The organism is Methylovulum miyakonense HT12 (assembly GCF_000384075.1).
Lineage (GTDB): Bacteria > Pseudomonadota > Gammaproteobacteria > Methylococcales > Methylomonadaceae > Methylovulum > Methylovulum miyakonense.
The window spans coordinates 201168-221768 of the sequence record NZ_KB913025.1; the positions used below are offsets into that span (position 1 = coordinate 201168).

The 20601-nt window shown below is 51.4% G+C and carries 21 protein-coding genes and 1 pseudogene; 8 read left to right on the plus strand and 14 right to left on the minus strand.

From position 1 onward, the window contains the following. Nucleotides 1–82: 82 nt before the first annotated feature. The gene (gene corA / locus METMI_RS0101005) at nucleotides 83–733 is read right to left on the minus strand and encodes a copper(I)-binding protein CorA (RefSeq protein ID WP_019864294.1); all 651 of its coding nucleotides are present in this window, start codon (nucleotides 731–733) and stop codon (nucleotides 83–85) included. 540 nt (nucleotides 734–1273) lie between these two features. Here corA and METMI_RS0101015 point away from each other — a divergent pair. After that, the gene (locus METMI_RS0101015) at nucleotides 1274–2029 is read left to right on the plus strand and encodes an IS5 family transposase (protein WP_019864295.1); all 756 of its coding nucleotides are present in this window, start codon (nucleotides 1274–1276) and stop codon (nucleotides 2027–2029) included. Nucleotides 2030–2143: 114 nt separating this feature from the next. On the opposite strand, the gene METMI_RS0101020 is transcribed toward METMI_RS0101015, so the two are convergent. The 11 genes from METMI_RS0101020 to METMI_RS26645 form a co-directional block, all read right to left on the minus strand. Then, nucleotides 2144–3049, minus strand: a complete 906-nt coding sequence (locus METMI_RS0101020) for a F0F1 ATP synthase subunit gamma (protein ID WP_232215162.1) — start codon at nucleotides 3047–3049, stop codon at nucleotides 2144–2146. 8 nt (nucleotides 3050–3057) lie between these two features. Beyond that, complete coding sequence (locus METMI_RS0101025) at nucleotides 3058–4644, minus strand: alternate F1F0 ATPase, F1 subunit alpha (protein WP_019864297.1); 1587 nt, start codon at nucleotides 4642–4644, stop codon at nucleotides 3058–3060. Continuing rightward, nucleotides 4641–5471, minus strand: coding sequence for a F0F1 ATP synthase subunit B family protein (locus tag METMI_RS0101030; protein ID WP_019864298.1), 831 nt, complete (start codon nucleotides 5469–5471; stop codon nucleotides 4641–4643). Before METMI_RS0101030 ends, METMI_RS0101025 begins: the two co-directional genes overlap by 4 nt. A 3-nt stretch (nucleotides 5472–5474) precedes the next feature. Then, nucleotides 5475–5756 carry a F0F1 ATP synthase subunit C gene (locus METMI_RS0101035; RefSeq protein WP_019864299.1) on the minus strand — a complete coding sequence of 94 codons (282 nt, stop codon included), beginning with the start codon at nucleotides 5754–5756 and terminating at the stop codon, nucleotides 5475–5477. A gap of 14 nt (nucleotides 5757–5770) precedes the next feature. Further along, entirely contained in the window at nucleotides 5771–6463 is a 693-nt protein-coding gene (locus METMI_RS0101040) for a F0F1 ATP synthase subunit A (RefSeq protein WP_019864300.1), read from the minus strand. Next, nucleotides 6453–6791, minus strand: coding sequence for an ATP synthase subunit I (locus tag METMI_RS0101045; protein ID WP_019864301.1), 339 nt, complete (start codon nucleotides 6789–6791; stop codon nucleotides 6453–6455). Before METMI_RS0101045 ends, METMI_RS0101040 begins: the two co-directional genes overlap by 11 nt. Then, nucleotides 6784–7119, minus strand: coding sequence for an AtpZ/AtpI family protein (locus METMI_RS0101050; RefSeq protein ID WP_019864303.1), 336 nt, complete (start codon nucleotides 7117–7119; stop codon nucleotides 6784–6786). The genes METMI_RS0101045 and METMI_RS0101050 overlap by 8 nt, the downstream gene beginning before the upstream one ends. Further along, nucleotides 7112–7516, minus strand: a complete 405-nt coding sequence (locus tag METMI_RS0101055; RefSeq protein ID WP_198007877.1) for a F0F1 ATP synthase subunit epsilon — start codon at nucleotides 7514–7516, stop codon at nucleotides 7112–7114. The genes METMI_RS0101050 and METMI_RS0101055 overlap by 8 nt, the downstream gene beginning before the upstream one ends. A gap of 13 nt (nucleotides 7517–7529) precedes the next feature. Next, nucleotides 7530–8975, minus strand: a complete 1446-nt coding sequence (gene atpD, locus METMI_RS22885; RefSeq protein ID WP_019864307.1) for a F0F1 ATP synthase subunit beta — start codon at nucleotides 8973–8975, stop codon at nucleotides 7530–7532. 1 nt (nucleotide 8976) lies between these two features. Continuing rightward, nucleotides 8977–10614, minus strand: a complete 1638-nt coding sequence (gene pgi, locus METMI_RS0101065; RefSeq protein ID WP_019864309.1) for a glucose-6-phosphate isomerase — start codon at nucleotides 10612–10614, stop codon at nucleotides 8977–8979. Between the two features lie 337 nt (nucleotides 10615–10951). Beyond that, a complete protein-coding gene (locus tag METMI_RS26645; RefSeq protein ID WP_019864311.1) occupies nucleotides 10952–11227 on the minus strand; it encodes a hypothetical protein in 276 nt (91 codons plus the stop codon). A gap of 145 nt (nucleotides 11228–11372) precedes the next feature. Here METMI_RS26645 and METMI_RS0101075 point away from each other — a divergent pair, with 145 nt between their 5' ends. Next, nucleotides 11373–11606 (plus strand): hypothetical protein, encoded by a 234-nt coding sequence (locus tag METMI_RS0101075; RefSeq protein WP_019864313.1) that lies wholly within the window; start codon nucleotides 11373–11375, stop codon nucleotides 11604–11606. A gap of 273 nt (nucleotides 11607–11879) precedes the next feature. Here METMI_RS0101075 and METMI_RS0101085 read toward each other — a convergent pair whose 3' ends face one another. Then, on the minus strand, nucleotides 11880–12509 hold the full coding sequence (locus tag METMI_RS0101085) for a TIGR04282 family arsenosugar biosynthesis glycosyltransferase (protein ID WP_019864317.1): 630 nt from the start codon (nucleotides 12507–12509) through the stop codon (nucleotides 11880–11882). 215 nt (nucleotides 12510–12724) lie between these two features. On the opposite strand from METMI_RS0101085, the gene METMI_RS0101090 reads away from it, so the two are divergent. Further along, complete coding sequence (locus METMI_RS0101090; protein ID WP_019864319.1) at nucleotides 12725–13330, plus strand: NUDIX domain-containing protein; 606 nt, start codon at nucleotides 12725–12727, stop codon at nucleotides 13328–13330. A 72-nt stretch (nucleotides 13331–13402) separates the two neighbouring features. Here the strand turns inward: METMI_RS0101090 and METMI_RS0101095 are convergent, their stop codons facing one another. Continuing rightward, nucleotides 13403–16483 (minus strand): calcium-binding protein, encoded by a 3081-nt coding sequence (locus tag METMI_RS0101095; protein ID WP_019864321.1) that lies wholly within the window; start codon nucleotides 16481–16483, stop codon nucleotides 13403–13405. A gap of 414 nt (nucleotides 16484–16897) precedes the next feature. Between METMI_RS0101095 and METMI_RS0101100 the strand changes: the two genes are divergently transcribed. The 5 genes and pseudogenes from METMI_RS0101100 to METMI_RS26650 all read left to right on the plus strand — a co-directional run bounded on the left by METMI_RS0101100 (nucleotide 16898) and on the right by METMI_RS26650 (nucleotide 20364). Next, nucleotides 16898–17395, plus strand: a complete 498-nt coding sequence (locus tag METMI_RS0101100) for a C40 family peptidase (RefSeq protein ID WP_019864323.1) — start codon at nucleotides 16898–16900, stop codon at nucleotides 17393–17395. Nucleotides 17396–17505: 110 nt separating this feature from the next. Beyond that, a complete protein-coding gene (locus METMI_RS0101105; RefSeq protein WP_019864325.1) occupies nucleotides 17506–18345 on the plus strand; it encodes a CvfB family protein in 840 nt (279 codons plus the stop codon). Between the two features lie 83 nt (nucleotides 18346–18428). Further along, complete coding sequence (locus METMI_RS0101110) at nucleotides 18429–19220, plus strand: DUF3014 domain-containing protein (protein ID WP_019864326.1); 792 nt, start codon at nucleotides 18429–18431, stop codon at nucleotides 19218–19220. Nucleotides 19221–19336: 116 nt separating this feature from the next. Beyond that, a pseudogene (locus METMI_RS27655) lies at nucleotides 19337–19714 on the plus strand (helix-turn-helix domain-containing protein); the annotation flags it as partial. Then, on the plus strand, nucleotides 19630–20364 hold the full coding sequence (locus METMI_RS26650) for an IS630 family transposase (protein ID WP_232215281.1): 735 nt from the start codon (nucleotides 19630–19632) through the stop codon (nucleotides 20362–20364). The pseudogene METMI_RS27655 and the gene METMI_RS26650, both read left to right, overlap by 85 nt. Nucleotides 20365–20601 lie beyond the last annotated feature (237 nt).

Here is a 20601-nt window from a genome sequence, read left to right on the forward strand (position 1 = left end):
AAAATATTAGATGGATATCGTCCGGTTGCCCCTTTGCCGTGCATATAAAGGGACAACACGGCATAAATCAAGCTGGAATGGCTTAAGGAGTTGTCGCTACTGGTGTGGTAACAACCACTGAGGCGTTTATGTTATGTTTTATGGTGTTGTCAACACCCACATCAGGGTTAAAGCCCCCTACCACAAAGATGTAAGGACCTGAGTTTGGTGCCTTAAACGTCAATACCAATTGGCCTGGAACGTCATCTTTTATGCCATTGAAACTTTTAACACGTTTGCTATTGCCATCCTGGTCATAGCCAAAAGCCTTAATACGCATAATAATATTGCCTAGGCTGGCTCCAGTGCCTTCATCAGTCGCACCGAATTTAGTGAAATTGGCGTATTGTGGATAAAAATGATCCACAACGTAGGAGTCTGGAGCCGTGTCATCTTTATCACGGAACCAAACCGTAACAGCTGGATGTACGCCTATGGTTTCAGAGGTTAATTTGATGGTCACTGTTTGGCCTTTTCTAGCGACAAAGCGGCCCCAATCGGAACTATGCGTCCAACCCATATCACCAAAGGCCGGGTCGCTCCAAGCCTTACTTTTTACCGTAAAAACATCAGTGGTTCTTTTTGCCGTAAAATTGGTAATTTGGCTAGGCTGGGTTGCTGCGAAGCTTGCTGAAGCAGCGAGGAAACCCGCTGTCGCCAATAAAGTAAAGCTAGCTAATTTATTAATTTTCATCGATGTTGTCCTTGTATGACGCTTGGTTTTTTTAAAAGGATTAAAAAATTGCAGCCAACCCACCATTAACAGGAGCTCTGGCGCAGGGATTATCGTCCTGATTAACTATTTTTTGCAGCCAATCAGCATAGGGTAATGTATGTTGCATTTTGCCGGCCATGGCTGTGACCCACCACGACCCAAAAAAACATCTACCTACGCATTAGACAAAGCATGATGTATGCCAAAAAATATATTCAAAAAAAACACAATATTAGCTTTTCATTAAATATAAAAACCTGTCATTTAACACAGTTCAATTAAAAACTAGGCGATATGGCGCACTTTCAGATGAAATTACATAAAATTTGCATGGTTTTTATCCGGCAACAAACCTTAGAAAATAATTTATTCAAACAAATCAAAATATTATGATTTTATAAGATATAAAAATTGTGTCATTTGACACAGTTAAAGCGAAAAACCATGGGGTTATGGGGTGGTTACACTAGGTTCTGTTGACGTTTGTCGAATAGGTTAAGATTATCCGATTTGGATGGCATGAACCGAATAGAGCTGAGTGATGACGAGTGGGGCCGCTTATTGGCGTTCTTAAAACAATTGCCGTGCATCCATGTCGGCTGTCCCGAGCAATGCAAGCGGTTCGTTGGGGCTTGCCTGTGGATATTACGTTCGGGGGCGCAGTGGCGGGTTTTGCCGCCAACGTACGGCAAATGGAACACCATCTTCAAACGTTTCTCGCGCTGGTGCGCGAATGGGGCTTGGGAGAAACTCCTCGGATATTTTTCCGAAGCCGCTGATTTACAGGATGTTTCCATGGATGGGTCGGTAATCAGGGCACATGCCTGTGCGGCGGGGGCGGCAAACAGCTCCGACAAGGAAGAGGCGTTGGGGCGTTCCAAAGGCGGCTTTGGCTGCAAGATCCATGCGGTCTGTGATGCCTTGGGGCTACCGGTCAGATTCATCCTGACGGGCAGCCAAGGGGCGGAGTGCAGGCAGGCTATCCCCTTGTTGGAAAACCTCAGTGCCCGCGCCGTTTTGGCGGACAAGGCCTACGACACCAATGCCTTACGGGAGTGGTTGGAAACACGGGGGATAAAAGCCGTCATCCCGCCCAAATCGAACAGGAAAGAAGAAATTGACTGCGATTATTGCCATTATAAGGAGCGGCACGTCATCGAATGTATGTTCGGCAAGCTCAAGCACTACCGCAGGATTGCCACCAGATATGAGAAAAAAGCCATTAATTACAGGGGGATGTTGTCATTTGCATCCGTGCTCTTATGGCTCCGATGAAACGTCAACAGAACCTAGCCAGAATGCTGGCTTACGTTAGTTAACCTAATGAGGGGGGCAAATGAAGGTTCAAAAAGCGGCGTTAAAGGTGCCAAGGAATTCGGATCCGCCTGGCTACCGTTTTATATTGGACAAGGCTTCAAAACCAGAGACCACATCGAACAATTCCTCGTCGATGCCGCTCTGGCGTAACTGGTGGAAAGCGCTGTGGAAATTCTCCAGCAATTCGTCAATGTTGTTATCGGCGCGTTCCATCGCCGCCAGCCGGCTCGCATTTTCGCTGGCCAGCGATTCGGCGCACGCCCGGAACAGCGAGACAAAAAGATATTCCCGGATCAGTCCGCGTAGGGTGGCGATGTCACTGCCCATCACTTCAGGCAGGTTTTTGGTCGGCCAAGGCAATTGATAAAGCTTACGCCGCCAGTTTTCATCCAGCGGCAACAGGCGGTGGCAAGACGGGGCGTAGGCCGCTTCGGCTGTAGGGCGGTTATAAAACAGGTAGAGCCCGGTAGCTTCGCCCTGCCCTGCGCCGAAAGTGGCGGAAGGGTCGTGGCGCGTTTCGCTCTCCACCAAAATCCGCCCGACCAACGGGGCAATGGCCTTGACGGAATTCGGTACGGCAAACAACCCTATTACCGGGAACCCTGCGTCGGCCAAATGGGCATGGACACGTTCACCGACCGCCCAAATGTGCGGTTTGCCGGGCAGCTTCGCGAGGGTTTCAAGCGCATAACCGGCCACCACCTCATTAAACTGCCCGACCAACCCTTGGTCAGAGCCAAACACCACCGCACCCGCCACATCAAAAGCCTTGTGCCCGTCACTCCCCCATTTCAAATTCCCTAGGCCGTTTGCCCGCAGGCAGACATTTAGCCCTAGCTCCACCGTCCGGTAGTAATCGTTCAAGGCACGTACGGATTGTTCGTATTGGCCGACACTTGAAGCGGCCAAGGCTTTCATGGTGCGGACAACAGATTGCAGGTCATCGGCGCTGTTGATTTTACGGCGCAAGTTCGCCATGTTGCCGCTCATGGTTTTTTAATCTGCACAGAAGGGGGATTTGCGGATTTGGCCTCGGGGTTTGCACCGGGCTGGAAGCGGAGCAACGCTAGCCGCGCGATTTCGATAATGGCCTGGCGGTCTGCGTCGCCCAAATTTTCGGCAACCTCCAAGCGGGCAAGCACGTCCGTTGGGATATTGACGGCGGCGCCTTGTACGGCCTTTTCAGCATCCGCCATCTGGGCTAGTGGCACTAGTTCAAAAAGCCCGGCCGTCAAAGCCAGCAGGATGGTGATTTGGGCAGGCACGGACACGGGTGCGGATTCGGCTTGTTTGAGGCAGGCGCGGATGCGTTGCCCATGTTCGATGGCCTTGCGGGTATTGTCATCCAGACGGGCGCCGAAGCGGGCAAAAGTTTCAAGTTCCTCAAACTGGGCGTAAGCCAGCTTGAGGTCGCCCGCCACCGCCCGGTAGGCCGCCCGCTGCGCCTTGCCGCCGACACGCGAAACGGATTTGCTGACATCAACGGCGGGCAGCACCCCCAATTCAAACAGCGTAGGCGAGAGGTAAATTTGCCCGTCGGTGATGGAAATCAAATTGGTCGGAATATAGGCGGAAATGTTTTGCGCTTCGGTCTCGATGATGGGCAAGGCGGTGAGCGAGCCGCCGCCCAGTTCCTTGCGCAGATGGGTCGCCCGTTCCAACAGGCGGGAATGGATATAAAAAATGTCCCCCGGAAACGCTTCCCGGCCCGGCGGCCTACGCAACAGCAGGGAAAGCTCGCGGTAGGCGCGGGCGTGTTGGGCCAGGTCATCATAAACGATCAGCACGTCCCGTCCGGCTTCCATGAAATGCTCGGCGATACTGGTCGCGGCGTACGGTGCGATATAAGCCAAGCCTGGCGGGTCGTTGCCCTCGGTCACCACCACCACGGTGTAGGCCAGCGCACCTTTCTCCCGCAAGATGGCTACGGTTCTCGCCACAGAGGACGCCCGCTGCCCGATGGCGCAATAAACGCACACGACGTTTTGGTCATGCTGGTTAAGGATGGCGTCAAGCGCGATGGCGGTTTTGCCGGTCTGCCGGTCACCTAAAATCAGCTCGCGCTGGCCACGTCCGATGGGGATCAGCGCGTCAATCACTTTAAGCCCGGTCTGCAGTGGTACGGTGACGGGCGCACGGTCCATAATTGACGCCGCCGGGCGTTCGATGGGCAAACGCTGGCTGGCCATCACCCGTCCGCCACCGTCGAGCGGACGGCCCAGCGGGTCGACGACCCTTCCGAGCAAACCCTCGCCGACCGCCACATCCATGACCCGCCCGGTGCGCGTGACTTCATCGCCAGCCTGCAAAGCCACATATTCGCCGAGCAGCACAACGCCGATCTCCTCCTCATCGACATTAAAGGCAATCCCAAACACACCGCCTTGAAACTTTAACAATTCTTCATACCCCACATTCGGTAGCCCGGACACCTTGGCAATGCCCGTGGAGACCGTCATGACCCTGCCGACTTCGTGCGGGGCCAATTGCGGCGTGAACGCTTCCCGCCCTTGGCGGATCCCGGCGAAGGTGCGTTCGAAGACTTGCTGCAAAGTATCCGATGGCACGCTCATTTGATGGCCTCGGCGTCAGCGGGGGCATTTGCGGGTACTGGCTTAGGCTCGGAGCGGGCCTTAGGCTTGCATTGTTCTTCCAGCAGTCCGCCGACATTTTTTTCCAACTCGGCAACATAATCCGCGATGCTCCAGGCGACTTTCCAGCCGTTTGCCACCAATTCAATGCCACTGATCAGGTCGGCTGAAACCTCGAAACGGATGTCGGTTTCAGCCGCCAAGGCTTCGTTGAGCGTTTGCCGTATCGCCGCGCATTGCGGTATCGGCAGTTCAAACGCGCTACGCACTATGACCGGCCCGGAAGCTACCGCAAGGGCTTCGGCAAGGCTGGTTTTTGCAGGGCCATCCAACTCCCGTAGGCGGCGGACAAACATCTCCCCCAACTGCGCTTCCAAACTTGCCGAAGCCAGGTCGCCCAGCACCTTGCGGGCTATGGCGAACACTTCCTGCTGGGTTTGGCGGCTGATCGCCTGGTTCAGGTTATGGGCATCGTTTTTCAGCGTCTCCATGCACTGGTCCCGCAACACTTCAGCCGCCATACGTGCTGCATTTAATAAACGTTGGCGTTCGGCTTTTGCCTCACTGGCCACTTGGCCAAAGAGTTCGGCACGTTGCTGGTCGAAAATCTGGTTCTTGTGTTGGAAGTCGTCACGCTCTTTTTGCGCTTCGGCTTTTTTCGCGTCGGCATCGGCGAGTTCTGCGGCGATCCGCCGTTCCCGTTCATCAATGGCGTGGAGGATAGGCCGATACAGGAAGCGTTTCAGCAACCACACCAAAATGAGGAAGTTGACTGTCTGCGCACCGACGGTGAACCAATCGATGAGCATGGCTTAATGCCCCGCCGTTTGGGCAATGACATGGTTCCAGAAAGGGTTGGCGAAAATGAGGATCATCGAAACCACGAAGCAATAGATGGCGGTGGACTCGATCATCGCCAAGCCCACAAACAGCGTCCGCGTGATGGTGGCGGAAGCGTCGGGCTGTTGCGCCAGTGCGGTGAGGGCCGTCGCGACCGCCCGCCCTTCCGCCAATGCCGGCCCCATTGTGCCAAAACCGGTGGTGATGCCAGCGATGACGATTGAGGCCACCGCAATGATAGTCATGTTGTCCATAGTGATTCCTTGGGTTAGTTTTTATTCAGCGCGGGTCTGCGCTTGCTGGTGCTCATGGCGGCGGCGATGTACACCGCCGCCAAGATACTGAAAATGTAGGCCTGCACCATGCCGGTAAGGAGGCCTAGCACGGTCATGACGATAGGGAAAATGAACGGCGTGATGGTCAGCAAAATGCCGATGATCATCGCCCCGCTCATCATATTGCCGAACAGGCGCACCGCCAAGGCCAAGGTGCGGGAAACTTCACCGATGACATTAAACGGCAACATGATGAACGTGGGTTCAATATAGGTCTTAAGATAAGCGCCCAATCCCTGCCCTTCTATACCGAACAACGGCACCGCAATCAACACGCACAACGCCAATGCGGCGGTGGTCGAAAGCGATCCGGTCGGTGGTTCGTAGTAGGGGATGATGGTGCAAAGGCTGGCGGTGGCGACGAATAAAAACAGCGTGCCGAGAAAACCAAGATATTTCCTAGGTTCACTTAGGCCAACTTCCTCGATTTGTTTCACGATAACGGTGACGATAATTTCCAGCAAATTCTGCCAACGCGAACGCTGCAAATCTAGGGAAAGCTTACGTGTGACAAGCTTTGCACCCATCACCAACACCAACATCAAGCCCCAGGTGTACACGATAGTCGCATTGAGCTTGAAAAAACCATATTGCCAAAAAATCAGCTCATCGGGGCTAAGGTGCATGGCGGCTCTCCTGCGTTGGCTTGCCCGGTTTTTTTTCTGATGGCTTGGCCCACGATTCCTGTCCTGGACGTAACAGAAAAGCCACAAGCAGGCGTGCCATGATAAAACCCAAAAGGCATGGCAATAGCCGTTGCCACTGGCCGCCGCCGACCCAATAAAACCCGGCCAACGTAATGCCCATCCTCAATAGCAGGCTGCCTGAAAACCATAAGCCCGCCCGGGGCGATGATACGCATTGCTTAACTGTCCACCAAAGGCCGCCGTAAAAAACCACACCCAACAGCCCCCCTATCAGCCACGGCCAAAACAACGCCAGCATTTCATTCATCGTCATCCTCCTGTTCATCCCGTATCGCCTGGCTTTCTTTGGCGACCCAATACCAAGCCGTCCAACAGCCTAAGGTGAGTCCCGCCACTAACAAAGCTAGCGTCCATGAGTGCGGGCCGGGGTAATGCTTATCCAGCCAAAGGCCGAGTGCGGCACCCAGCAAAGTCGGCACCACCACTGACCAGCCAATCATCCCCATCATCCCCAACCCGGACCAGACCCCAGGCGTGGCGTTGCGCCGGGCCTTAAGTTTGCGTCCGGCCTTAGCCCCGACTTGGGTGGCGAAATCCGGCGCACCTTTCGGATTTTTTTTAGGTTTTTTATTCATGTTGAAAACTCGCGAAACGGCGCAGGAAGCCGCTTTCCAATTTTGCCATGACGGCGCGTACGCTTTGTTCATCCTCATCCAATGTCAAGAACTCCTGTTCCACCGCAGCACGCAATTGCGCCAGCCCCATGCCTGCCAACGCCCGGCGTACGGAAACCAGCACGTCCGCCCCAGTTTTCACCAACACCCCTTCATCAACGGCCACAAACACTTCACCTTCCGCTACGGTTTCGTAAGCCAAAATCCCTGGCGGAAGCGCCGCCACACAATCGAGACGTTGCGGCAAAAGGCCGAACGATCCTTCGCGCGTTTCCGCGACTATGCGTGACACCCCCGCTTTTTCGGCGAAAACTTGGAACGGCAGGAGAATTTTAAGGTTCATGGATGTCGGTGGCATGTTCGGTCTCCGGTCACGGTTGGGCACCTGATAGTTTTTTGGTTTCCGTTATTGGCTTCGACAAGCCGGCCGCCGCCTTCACTTTCGCTTCATCCACCGTACCGATCATGTACAAGGCGCTCTCAGGGGTGTCCTTGAATTCATCTTGCAGTATCCGCTCACAACCGTCCAATGCATCTTGAAGGCTAACCAACTTGCCTTTGAGCCCGGTGAATTGCCCGGTGGTGAAAAACGGCTGGGTGAGGAAACGCTCCAAACGCCGCGCACGGGCGACCACGTTACGGTCTTCAGGCGACAGCTGTTCCAAACCTAGCATGGCAATAATATCCTTAAGCTGCGCATATTGCGCAAGTGTCCTCCGTATTTCTTGCGCCAGTTGGTAGTGCCGTTCACCGACAATGCCCGGTGTCGCCATTTTGGAACTTGACTGCAAGGGGTCAATGGCAGGGTAAAGCCCTTCGCTGGCCCGCTTGCGCGAGAGCACTATCGAAGCCGAAAGATGCGAAAACGTATGCACCGCCGCCGGATCCGTAAAATCATCGGCTGGCACATACACGGCTTGGATGGAGGTGATGGCGCCAGTGTCGGTGTTGGCTATACGCTCTTCCAAGCCTGACAATTCAGTTCCCATGGTCGGTTGGTAACCCAAGCGGGAAGGCATTTGCCCCATCAGGCCAGAAATTTCCGAACCCGCTTGGATGAAGCGGAAAATATTGTCTATCAGCAGCAGCACATCGCGGTGCTCGTCATCGCGGAAATATTCCGCCATCGTCAGTGCGGCGTGTCCGACGCGGAAGCGGCTGCCTGGCGGCTCGTTCATTTGCCCGAAGATCATCACCATATTCGGCAATACGCCCGCCTCTTTCATATCGCGGTAAAGCTCTTCGCCTTCGCGGCAACGTTCGCCTATGCCGCAAAAAATGCTCACGCCCTCGTGGTGCCCGATCATATTGTGGATCATTTCGGTGAGCAGCACCGTCTTGCCCACGCCCGCCCCGCCGAACAAGCCCGCTTTACCGCCGCGTTCCAACGGCACCAACACATCAATGGCCTTGATGCCAGTTTCGAAAATTTCTGATTGGGTGGAGCGCCGTGCCAATGGCGGGGGCGCCCGGTGCACCGAACGCCATTGGACATCCACCGGGGCATCCAGCCGGTCGATGGCATTACCAAAAACATCGAACATCCGCGACAGCACGCTATTGCCAACCGGGGCTTTTAACGGCCCGCCGGTATCTTCCACCCCCATGCCCCGGGCCAGCCCTTGCGTAGGGGTCAAGGCGATCCCGCGCACATGCCAGGCATCCAGTTGGGCCAAGACTTCGATGACAATCTTGCCGTCTTGCGCATGGAGCAAAGAATAGATGGGCGGCAAATGCCCGCCGAAGCGGATATCCACGACACTACCGCGCACCGAGACGACTACGCCCAGATTCAAGCCTGTAGTGTTATTGCCCATGTTATTGCCCTTTAAGTGTTAGATAGCGTTGGATCAACGCGCCTGTCGAGCTATCTTGCTTAGATTGGCCTTTGGATTGGCCGTCAAGTTCCGGGAGGATTTGCATGGCAAGCTCCTTACCCAATTCAACCCCCCACTGGTCAAAAGAGTTTATACCCCAAATGACCCCTTGGGTGAAAACACTATGCTCATAAAGCGCGACCAGCTTCCCCAAAGCCATCGGGGTTAGCCGTTCCACTAAAATAGTGCTGGACGGGCGGTTGCCTTCGAAAGTTTTATGCGGCGCCTGCCAGGCGGGGACGCCCTCCCTGCCCAACTCCTGCGACGTTTTGCCAAACGCCAACGCTTCCGCTTGGGCGAACATATTGGCCAAGAGCAAGTCATGGTGGCGGCCCAGGGGATTTAGCGGCCGCGCAAACCCGATAAAATCACAAGGGACCAGTTTAGTGCCCTGATGGAGCAATTGGTAAAAAGAATGCTGCCCGTTGCTGCCCACTTCCCCCCAGTAAATGGGGCAGGTCTGATGGGCAACGTTAGCCCCATCGGTGCTGACATGCTTGCCGTTGCTCTCCATAGCCAATTGTTGGAGGTAAGCCGGGAAGCGTTTCAAATATTGCTCATAGGGCAAGACTGCGAGAGTTTCGGCCCCAAAAAAATTATTGTACCAAACCGCCAAAAGCCCCATCAGCACCGGTAAGTTCTGTTCAAACGGTGCGCTACGGAAATGTCCGTCCATCTGCTGGAAACCATCCAGCATGGCCCGGAAATGCTCCGGGCCTATGGCGACCATCGTCGACAGGCCAATCGCCGAACACATGGAATATCGCCCGCCCACCCAATCCCAAAAAGTGAACATATGGTCTGCGTCTATGCCAAATTTGGCCACTTCCTGGGCATTGCTGGAAACCGCGACGAAATGCTTGGCGACAGCATCAGGGCTTTTCAAAGCCGCCAGTATCCAGTCGCGGGCCGAGTGCGCATTGGTCATCGTCTCCAAGGTCTTGAACGTTTTTGAGGTGATGATGAATAGGGTTTCTTCCGCATCCAGGTCGTGGGTGGCTTCGATAAAATCGGTGCCATCAATATTGGAAACAAAACGGAAGGTCAAACCGCGTTGGCTGTAATATCGTAAGGCCTCGTAAGCCATGACCGGCCCCAGATCAGAACCGCCGATGCCAATATTGACAACGTTGCGGATCGGTTTGCCCGTATGGCCTTTCCACCCGCCACTGCGCAGCCGGTTGGCAAAACCGGCCATCTTGTCCAGCACCGCATGGACTTGGGGCACGACATTGATGCCATCCACCAGCATGGTTTGGCCTTTGCCGGCACGTAGGGCCACATGCAAGGCCGCCCTACCCTCGGTGACGTTGACCTTATCGCCCCGGAACATGGCCTCAATATGATCCCCCAAGCCTGATGCCGCCGCCAATTGCAAAAGCAGTTTGACCGTCTCATCAGTGATGCGATGCTTTGAATAATCCAAGTAGATACCGATAGCTTCTACAGCCAAGCGTTCCCCGCGTTTAGGGTCATCAGAGAACAGCTTGCGAAGGGGCAATTCGGAAACCTTGCGGTAATGGGTTTCCAACGCTTGCCATGCCGTAAGTTTGCATGACGGCCTGTGGTTTGTTGACATGGTTATTCCTTTTAAGGTGCTAGTCTGGGATATTCCGAAATGCAGTGCCAGTTTCCAGCCGCAACGGTGATGCATCCGCCACGACAGGTTATGCAGCCGCACTGGATTTGATGATACAACACTTGCCAAACCGCTAAAACAAGAATGCCACCCATATCCCGCGCCTTTTAACCGGAAGGCCATTTCGACCGGGCAAAAACGGCTGCATACATCAAAAAATATACCCGCATTAAATCTGTACGATAGCACACATTAAAAGGGGCAAAGCCTTTTTGGGAGCCGTCATTGAGGACGCGTGGCCGTGGAGGCGTTGCCGCGCTTTAATTTTAAACTGACGTTACGCAGTAACGTTGTTTAACACCCGTTTGCCGCGCCGAGCACCGCAGGTTTTGTCGGGAACAGCCCGAAGGGGTGCGGCAAGGATGCCGCACGTCAGCAGGAGGGCAGGAAGCCCTCTCTGCTGACCCCCGACAAAACCGAGGAGCGCAAGGAGGAAGCGGTAACGGGCCGCCTTTTCTTTGGCTACTTTCTTTCGGCGGAGCAAAAGAAAGTAGCTCGCCGTCGGGTGCGAGAACCCGATTAAAAAGCCGTCGCGATAGCGACTCTTTGTCATTTGGTTTCAATCCGCAGAAAATGTCTGCGTAACATCCGTTTTAAAGATAACGGCACTGAAATATATTTTCAAGGTTACTTTTTATTAATTGCATATCCGCCAGCTATTGATATAATAAGGTTACTTTTTAATAATTGAGTAACCCATGACCAAGAAAAAAGACAAACGCGGACGCAAGGCTTTACCGCCGGAGCAGAAGAAACCTCCGCAACCGACGATAAAGATTAATCCCGTGCTGCATCCTTTCGTTAAGCTCTTAAAACGGCAATATAAGGCTGGCCATGTCGATGCTGACAAACTGTCGGTATTGACCGAAATATTGCTTAGTGGCATGGACGATCCGGTTATTGAAGAGCAGGCAGGCTCTGACAGCCAATAAGCCAAGTGTGGCACACTGGCCTAAAGCCAGCAAAGCCCTGGTTGGTGTGCGGGCTTATTGGATCGGAGGGCTTTAGGTGGGGAGTTATGATGTCGGGAGGTAGTCGGCAATGAAACAGGTAAAAAATCAGTTTGACGAGTTAAGGTTTTTTTGGATATTTGGCCTGGTGGTAGTGACAATCATGTTTTTTACCGTCTTTTTTGGCAATTTCTAATCAACTTCTCCCAAACTTGCAGAGCCGCACCCATTGCGTCTCTGCACCCTAAACCGCCTTTATTTCAGATTTTTTTGGTAACGGTACCTTGCCAAATCGGCAGGCGTGTCCACATCCCATTGCTCCGGCAATTCATAACCACCTAGCCGCAAGTTCCTGATACGTTCACGGGTTTGCTGCAAAACGCAAGATGTGCCCCACCTTATCCCACGAAACAATTCAGGAACGGGCTGGCTCAAGCCAATCAAGCTATACCCGCCATCCTCGGTTGGAGCCACCACGCTATCATAGCGCCCGTCCAAAACCAGCAAGGCTTGGCGCAAATCGGCGGCCGTCAACGAAGGGCAATCACAACCGATAATCAGCGCGTAAGCATGGTCTTGCAACACATGACAAAACGCCCCGTGCATCCGCTCCCCTAAATCCTCCCCCCGTTGTTGCCTCAGCGCCACCCCATAATCTGTCGCCGCCGTCTGGAAAAATGAATGCCCTGTCGAAGGCGCGCACCACAACTGCACCGGACACAACTGGCTGCCCACCGCCAATTGCAACGTATGGATGCTGAGTTCCCTATGCACACTGGCCGCCTCCTGTGCGGTCAGCCCAGCCATTAAGCGGGTCTTCACCTGTCCGGGAATGGGGGCTTTACAAAAAATCATTATGACGGCGTCAGGGAAAGGGTAAACCATATTTTTTATCTCAGGGTTACGGGGGCATAGGCTTTAACAAAAGCGGTACAATGTGGCAAAAGCCATAAGCGACTTAGGGCTATAGTAACAATATGGCATAAATTTTATGACATCCTAATCCCAAATACAGGCCGTTAAAAATACCGTTTTAACTTCCAATCGTTTTTCAAAACATTTTCACAACGCCCCTTCCATCAGCTTTTCCCCAAAACATCATGAAAAAACAATTTTCGATCCTGAATAAGGAAACCTTATATAACGGCTTTTTTCGCCTGGAAAAACTTCATCTAAAACACACGCTATTTGCTGGCGGTTGGAGCGCCGGCCTGAACCGGGAATTGTTTGTACGCGGGAATTGCGTCGGTGTCTTGTTATATGACCCGAACACTGACCAAGTGGTGCTTATCGAACAGTTTAGGGTCGGGGCCATCATGCAAACTGACCGCACTTGGCTGGTGGAAATTGTCGCAGGTGCGATAGAAGCGGGCGAAACCGCCGTTGAAGTCGCTTATCGTGAAGCCTTGGAAGAAGCGGGCTGCGCCATTGAGGAATTACTGGAAATCAGTGAGTTTTATACCACACCCGGCGGTTCATCAGAACGCCTGACCTTATTTTGCGGCAAGGTTGACACCAGCAAAGTGGGCGGCATCCACGGGCTTGCCGATGAGGGCGAAGATATTCTTGTCCGTGCAGTGGCTTTTGCCGATGCCTATAAAATGCTGGAAACGCGTGAGATTGAATCGGCAATCCCGATTATCGCCATCCAGTGGTTGGCGTTGAACAGGGAATCGCTGAGGCGGCAATGGGGGGTTACGGAGTAAAAAAGGCATGGAAGCCACCCTAAGGCATGGAAGCCACCCTGCGGCGCTTAACTTACAGGGTGGCCCAACAAACTAAGCCAGATGGATCGCGGTAGAGCTAAACCCGCCAGTCGAAAGGCTGGTCGCCGTGGTTACGCCCACTAACGCCACCAAAGTGTCGTTAGTGCCATTGTCCTGGAAGACCCAAGTGCTAAGGACAGAAGAACCTGTGGTAGTCGTAGGGTCCGGAGCCATACCTTGAAAGGCAACAATTGAACCAGTTAAATCACCGGTAATATTCAATTTCAAATATTCAACCACATCCCCCAAATTGGCTGCCGTAATGCTGACAGGCGAGGAATAGACATCCGAATCATCGAAGCGGATAATTCCGTTGAGTATAGAATGGCTTTTGAAAATGGCTCCATTACTGCCGTCAAAAGAGTTCACATTTGCAGCGATTTTCAGGGTGCCTGCCAGATCAAGAGTGTCTTGCCCCAAACCAAATTTTACAACCCGGTCAGCCGTGCTGGAAGAAGCGGCCGAACTGTCACCCAACGCAATGACAACCTTATCGCTAACCTGGGCTGTTTCGGTCAGATTGAGGACATCCGCACCTAAACCACCCGTTAAAGTATCGCTGCCATCCTTGCCGGCCAATGTGTCATCACCCGCAAGGCCCGTCAGCGTATTGGCCTCGCCATTACCGGTAATCACGTTGTTGCCGCTATTGCCAACACCGACTTTCGCCGAAGCGGCATTTAACACCAAATTTTCTATATTGGCCGTTAGACTTAGCACATCATAGTCAACAATAATGGTATCAGCATTACCTTCCCCTGATTTTTCAGTGACTATATCTTTATCCGTATATAACTGATAAGTATCATCGCCCAGGCCGCCAACCAACGTGTCTATACCCCCGCCACCGTTCAAAGTGTCATTGCCACCTAAGCCGTATAGCGTGTTGACATTCTTATTGCCCAAAATGGAGTTATTGAGATCATTGCCAGTGCCGGTAGTTGCCACGCCATCCAACAAACTTAAATTTTCAAAATAACCCTTTGTATTATCCGCTAAACTGAAATTGACGGAGCTTTCTACCGTATCAATCCAGCCAGTTTTGATATTACCTAAGGCATCAGCCTGAGGATTGACCACTTCAGTCAAGGTGTCTGTTATGGTGTCAACCTCATACACATCATTACCCAAGCCACCGACCAAGGTATCGTGCCCCCCCCCTTTACCATCCAACCGGTTATTGCCATCATTACCCAGTAAGCGGTTATTGGCGGTGCTGCCATCTAAATTGAGGTTGCTGGTGCCCGTCAACTTACCGTTTTCAATACTGCCACCCCAGTTATCTTTTGCCAAATCCAAACTGATTTTGTCGGACTGCATCCAATCATCCCCTTGTCCGGGAACTTCAGTAATGCTTTCTGTGGTGTCACTGACCACATAAGTGTCATCGCCATAACCGCCAAAAAAAGTATCTACCCCCGTACCGCCATCCAGATAGTCGTCTCCAAATTGGCCCCTTAGGATATTGGCTGTACCATCTCCAATAATCCGGTTATTGAGGTCATTCCCGGCTCCTTCTTTGAGGTTGCCTACTATCGTCAGGTTTTCAACCCCGTCTGTCAATTTATAGTAACTGACTAATGTGGCGCTCTTGAATTGGACGGTATCGGTACCACCATTAGTAATGAAGTCTTCTTTGACAATATCAGTGGCTTCATCAATACGGTAAATATCATCGCCTGAACCGCCGAATAATTTATCTGTGCCAGTGACTTTGTTGGTTACCGGATCATAGTAATTCGTATAATACCAGCCATCGAGAATGTCATTACCGGCATTGCCAATAAGTATATTGTTGGCATAGTTGCCGTACAAAACGTTGTTGGCCGTATCACCAGTCGCAGTTGAAGCGCCTGCAATATCCAGTAAATCAATATCTTCCACATTTTTTATTAAACTGCTTGCAAGGCTAAAACTAGTCGTTGCACCGATAATATCTTCCCCTGCACCGCCATCAATCGTATCAGTACCTTGATTCTGGCCTGCAAAAATCACATCATTACCGTCACCCGCACTGACGGTGTCATTGCCTAGGCCGCCGTCCAAAATGTCATAAAGGTTACTGCCTTTGAGGTTGTTGTTCAGGTTATTGCCAATTAACCAAGCAATAAAGTAGGTCAACGTGTTAGGGTTATTGACATAGATCTGGTCATCCAACACGCCATTTTCTATCCAATCGCCTAAGGTGACCTTATAGTCGATGTCGGCGGCCAGCGGGTCAAACTCCTTGCCATCACTGCCCGCATCATCATCCCGGCCATCGCCTTTAAAATCCCGTATGTAATACACCGTGTCGAAACCGCCCGATGCAATCTCTTTAATCGTTTTTGCCCCGGAGCTAGGGTCACCGTTTTTATCAACAAAATCATCAAAGGTAATCACATAGCTATCATTCCCGGCACCACCTTCCAAGTAGTCTACCCCGTAACCGGAAAACAGCACATCATTGCCCGAACCAGCTTTAATTGTGTCCGTACCCAGCCCGCCTTCCAACCAAGAACCTAGCGCGGCATTGGTGTTGGAGACCGTGATGGTGTCATTGCCGATGCCACCAACCACTGTGCCCTGATTCTTAATGTTGAAAGCATCGTTGCCCGCACCGCCAAACATCCTGTCATAACCGCCATAGAATACGTCATTGCCATCACCACCAATCATTTCATCAATTTCGGTAGCAAGCGCCCCATAGGTTGCCTTATTATCGGTATCGTATAAAGTGTCGTCACCCTCGCCGCCATCGAGCACATCCGAACCGGCACCGCCAAATAAATTGTCCGCATCACCTCCTCCGAACAAATAATCGTCACCAGTACCGCCATTCAGTGTATCTTTGCCCGTACCGCCATAGACGATGTCATTGCCCGCATCGCCAAAAAGGGTATCGTCTTCAGTGCCACCATCCAGGATATCGTTATCGTCACCACCATACAGGATGTCGATTCCCGCCCCTCCGGCAATAAGGTCTTTCCCCTTATTACCGCGTAGAGTATCGTTACCGGCACCGCCATCCAGCGTATCATCGCCAGCCAGCGCATCAACATTATCGTTACCACTTGTACCTTGCCAATTATCATTACCTGATGTGAACGCCATGATTATTCCTCGACAGTTTTGCTTAAAAAATGAACACCCCAATTTTTAGAGAAAAAGGGGTGGATTTAGAACGGACACCGGTCTATTTTGTATAATGCCGGAAGTATTCCAACAAATTTCTTGATGTTACGGGCGGCACTTGCATTCTGCGGCAAATAACCGTTAAGCTGCGGCTTCCTTGCTTTATTGTCAGTTACTTTTGATTCTGGGCACCCGATCTTGGCATTTAAAAAACACCCATTCCGGCAAACCAAGATCGAAACCGACTTGAGGCATTTAAACTGATACCTTGACTAAGGTTAATAATATAGCGGATTAATATCGAAAAAAATATGAACTATTCACGTTTTGGAAGCTATTTAATGGATATTTCCACGCTCCGTATTAATAACTGTTTTTCGAATTAACATGCCAATGAAAAGGATACTGGTTTTTCTAAAAATTGGCATCGTGCTGCTGTCGATTTTAATCGTAGGTTGCGCCAGCGCACCTGAACCTCCAGCCCCCAGTTCTGTTAGAGCCACACCGAAACCCGTGGTTGCGTATGCCCTGAGCCTGCGAGGCAAACCCTACCGCTATGGCAAGGAATCACCGCAGGAAGGTTTTGATTGCAGCGGGTTTGTCCGCCATGTCTATCGCCAGCAGGGGGTTTTACTACCACGCACGAGCCGTGAAATGGCGATAAAGTTGCCCCCTGTCCCTAAAAACGCCATCCAATCCGGCGACCTATTGTTTTTCAACATTGATGGCAAAGTGTTTTCACATGTCGGAATTTACATTAACAATGATAATTTCATACACTCGCCTAGCCAGCGTACCGGCAAAGTGACCGTTTCCAGCTTAAAAAATAATTACTGGCAAAAACGTTTCATGGGGATCAGGCGCCCACCCACTACCAAATTTGCCAATTGACCCTAACATATCAGCTCTATATTCCCGCCAAAACCTGCTTAAGCCCATGGAGGATAAGACGGTTGCGGTATAATGGAACGATAACCAGTAAATTCCTTGAGAGCATCCCCATGATCCATATTGGCAAAACCAATACCCTAAAAATCGTTAAACAACAAGGTGCTGATTTTTATCTCGGCGATGAAACTTCCAATAAAATTTTGTTAGTCGACAAAGCGCCTACCCATTGCCAGCTTAATGACAGCTTGGAGGTGTTTGTTTATGTCGATACGGACGGGCATTTGGCCGCCACCAGAAAGATACCCTTAGCGCAAGTGGACGAAATTGCCTGGTTACCCGTCGTATCCGTCAACTATACGGGTGCGTTCCTAGCCTGGGGATTGCCAAAAGACTTATTGGTGCCTTTTAGCGAGCAACACTTGGAAATGGAAGTCGGCCACTCATATTTGGTCAAACTGTTCCTTGACGACAAAAGCCGCGTTGTGGCGACCACCAAAATAAACCGCTTCCTGGCCGAAACATCCGTGTATTTCAAAGCGGGTGAAAAAGTGTCGCTGCTGATCGCTGAAAAAACCGACTTAGGCATTAAGGCCATTATCAACCACACCCACTGGGGTATGCTGTATCACAATGAACTGTTCCAAACCGTCCAAATTGGCCAAAAATTGGACGGTTATATCAAACAAATCAGGGAAGACTTAAAAATTGACCTGACTTTGCATCAGCCAGGTTATGGCAAGGTTGAGCCGCTCACAGAAACGATTTTGGCAAAATTGCAAGCCAATAATGGCGTGCTCATGTTGAGTGACAAAAGCCCGCCCGAAGCGATTTATGCGGCCTTTGGCGTGAGTAAAAAAGCTTTCAAACAAGCGATTGGGGCTTTATATAAAGACCATAAAATCATTTTAGACAAAACCGCTATCAAGCTGGTCAACCCACAATCACGGTAGGGGCATTTATGGGGCGGTATGATCGGGATTCCGGGCGATATTCACGGTTTCAATCCAAACAGTCAAGTGGCATACCTACGGTTGTGGTATTTATACTGATAGTCTGTTCCGCACTGGCTGGCTTTTTCGCCAGGCCTTTCATTGACTCGCTCATCGAACCCGCCAGCCGCTTGCTTACATTAGCAGACGGGCCCGCAAAATCCCCCGAAGCAAAGCCAACAACTGAAACCAAGGCTCCAGAAGCAGAAGCAGCCACCGGGACATTTGAACAATTGGAAACGCCTCCGGCCGTGGTCATCTTACCGGAACTCGATAGTAGCGACAGCGAAATCCGCAACGCCATCACTACAGTTTCGCCGGAACTTGCACCTTGGTTGAAAGGTGAAGGTTTAATCAGAAAGTTTATGGTGCTAGTGAATGATTTTTCACAAGGATTGCGGATTAACAAGCATCTGGATTTTATAAAATTGCCGCAAAGCCTTACGGTTAAGGAAACCAATGACGGTATCTTTATTGCACCTGAAAGCTACCAACGCTACAACGCATTGGCCATGGCAATTGACCATATTGACGTAACCGCCTTAAGCACCGTGTACAAAACCTTCAACCCATTGCTACTACAGGTATTCAAGGAATTCAGCTATCCAGAGGATTACCCTATAGAAACCATGTTGAATAAAGCGGCTATGGAAATTTTGTCAGCGCCGATTATCGAGGGGCCGATTCCATTAACAAAACAATCCGTCCGCTATCAGTTTGCCGATCCACAGTTGGAAGCACTAAACCCGGTACACAAACAAATGCTACGCATGGGCCCGGAGAACACAAGGATAATTCAAGATAAGGTGAGGGACTTGCTAGGCGTTGTTAAATAAATCAAAATTCAGATAAAGCCACCCATTTTTAACGCCAGTTAAATTTTTATTAGGTTATAAGTAATTTGACATAAGTTTTATGGTATAAAATATAAGCTTTTTGAGCCACCGCCCCCATGCCACGTTTAAAATTTGTCCGGCCACTCAGCGACACAGACAAGCAAGAGTTGGATGCGCTTTACAAGACCCACCCAAACTTTAAGGTGCGAAGACGCGCCCACGCCTTGTTGCTGAGCGGCAGCGGGCATACGATAAACCAGCTACAAGCCATTTTCCAGGTTGACCGTGACCCTATCAGCCAGTGGATCAACCGCTTCAACGCGCAAGGTGTCGGCGGGCTTGGGGATTTACCGCGCTCCGGGCGTCCACCGATTTACACGCCCGAAGAAATCGCACTGTTCCGGGCCCAATTGGACGAAGAACCGCGCCAAATCAAGCAGGCCCAAGCCCTTCTGGAGGCCCGGACCCGGAAAAAGTCGGCGACCGGGACGTTAAGGCGCATTTTAAAAAAACCGGTTATTCATGGCGGCGGTGCAGGCGCTCCGTAAAAGGAAGGCGTTGTGCCAATGGCTTTGCCAAGGCCAAAGCCATCCAAACCGTCATGAAACAATGGGCCGATGAAGACAAAATCAGCCTGTACTATTTTGACGAGTCAGGCTTCAGCACCGCGTCCTCCGTGCCTTACGCCTGGCAACCCAAAGGCCGGACGTTGGAAATCCCCTGTTTCCATAGCCAGCGCCTCAATGTCCTGGGGTTTGTTTCCCGGGACAGCCGGTCTTTTTTCCACACCGTTGAAGGGCGCGTCAAAACAGAACAGGTGGCCGGGGCCTTCGACCTGTTTGCCGCACACTATGGCGACGGCTACGCCGTCCATAAAAAACCGTGCGTCGTCATTATTGACAACGCTTCCATGCACACCAGCCGTGCCTTTTTGGCACGCCGCGACGACTGGATGGCGCAAGGTGTCGTGTTGCATTATCTGCCGCCCTATAGCCCTGAGCTTAACCTGATCGAAATCGTCTGGCGCAAGATCAAGTATGAATGGCTGCCCCTATCGTGCTATGCCAGTTACGGGACATTGAAACAGGCCGTATTGGACATCCTTTCAAAATTCGGCGATGAATACCGGGTTACTTTTGTGTAATTACTTATCCATGCTCCAAACATGATTCAGACAAACTACGCTTACCCTCTGCGAAGATTAAAGATAACAATGGGTCATAAAAGTCCGTTATTATCCGTAACTACCCATAGATAGTTACGGGGTTGTAACAGCCGGAACAATGGTTCCAGCGTTTACTTCATCAAGGTTAGAATTAGTTTCCCTATCGCAGTGGAATCAAAATGATAGGGACAAAAATGCATTCCAGCATCCAATAGC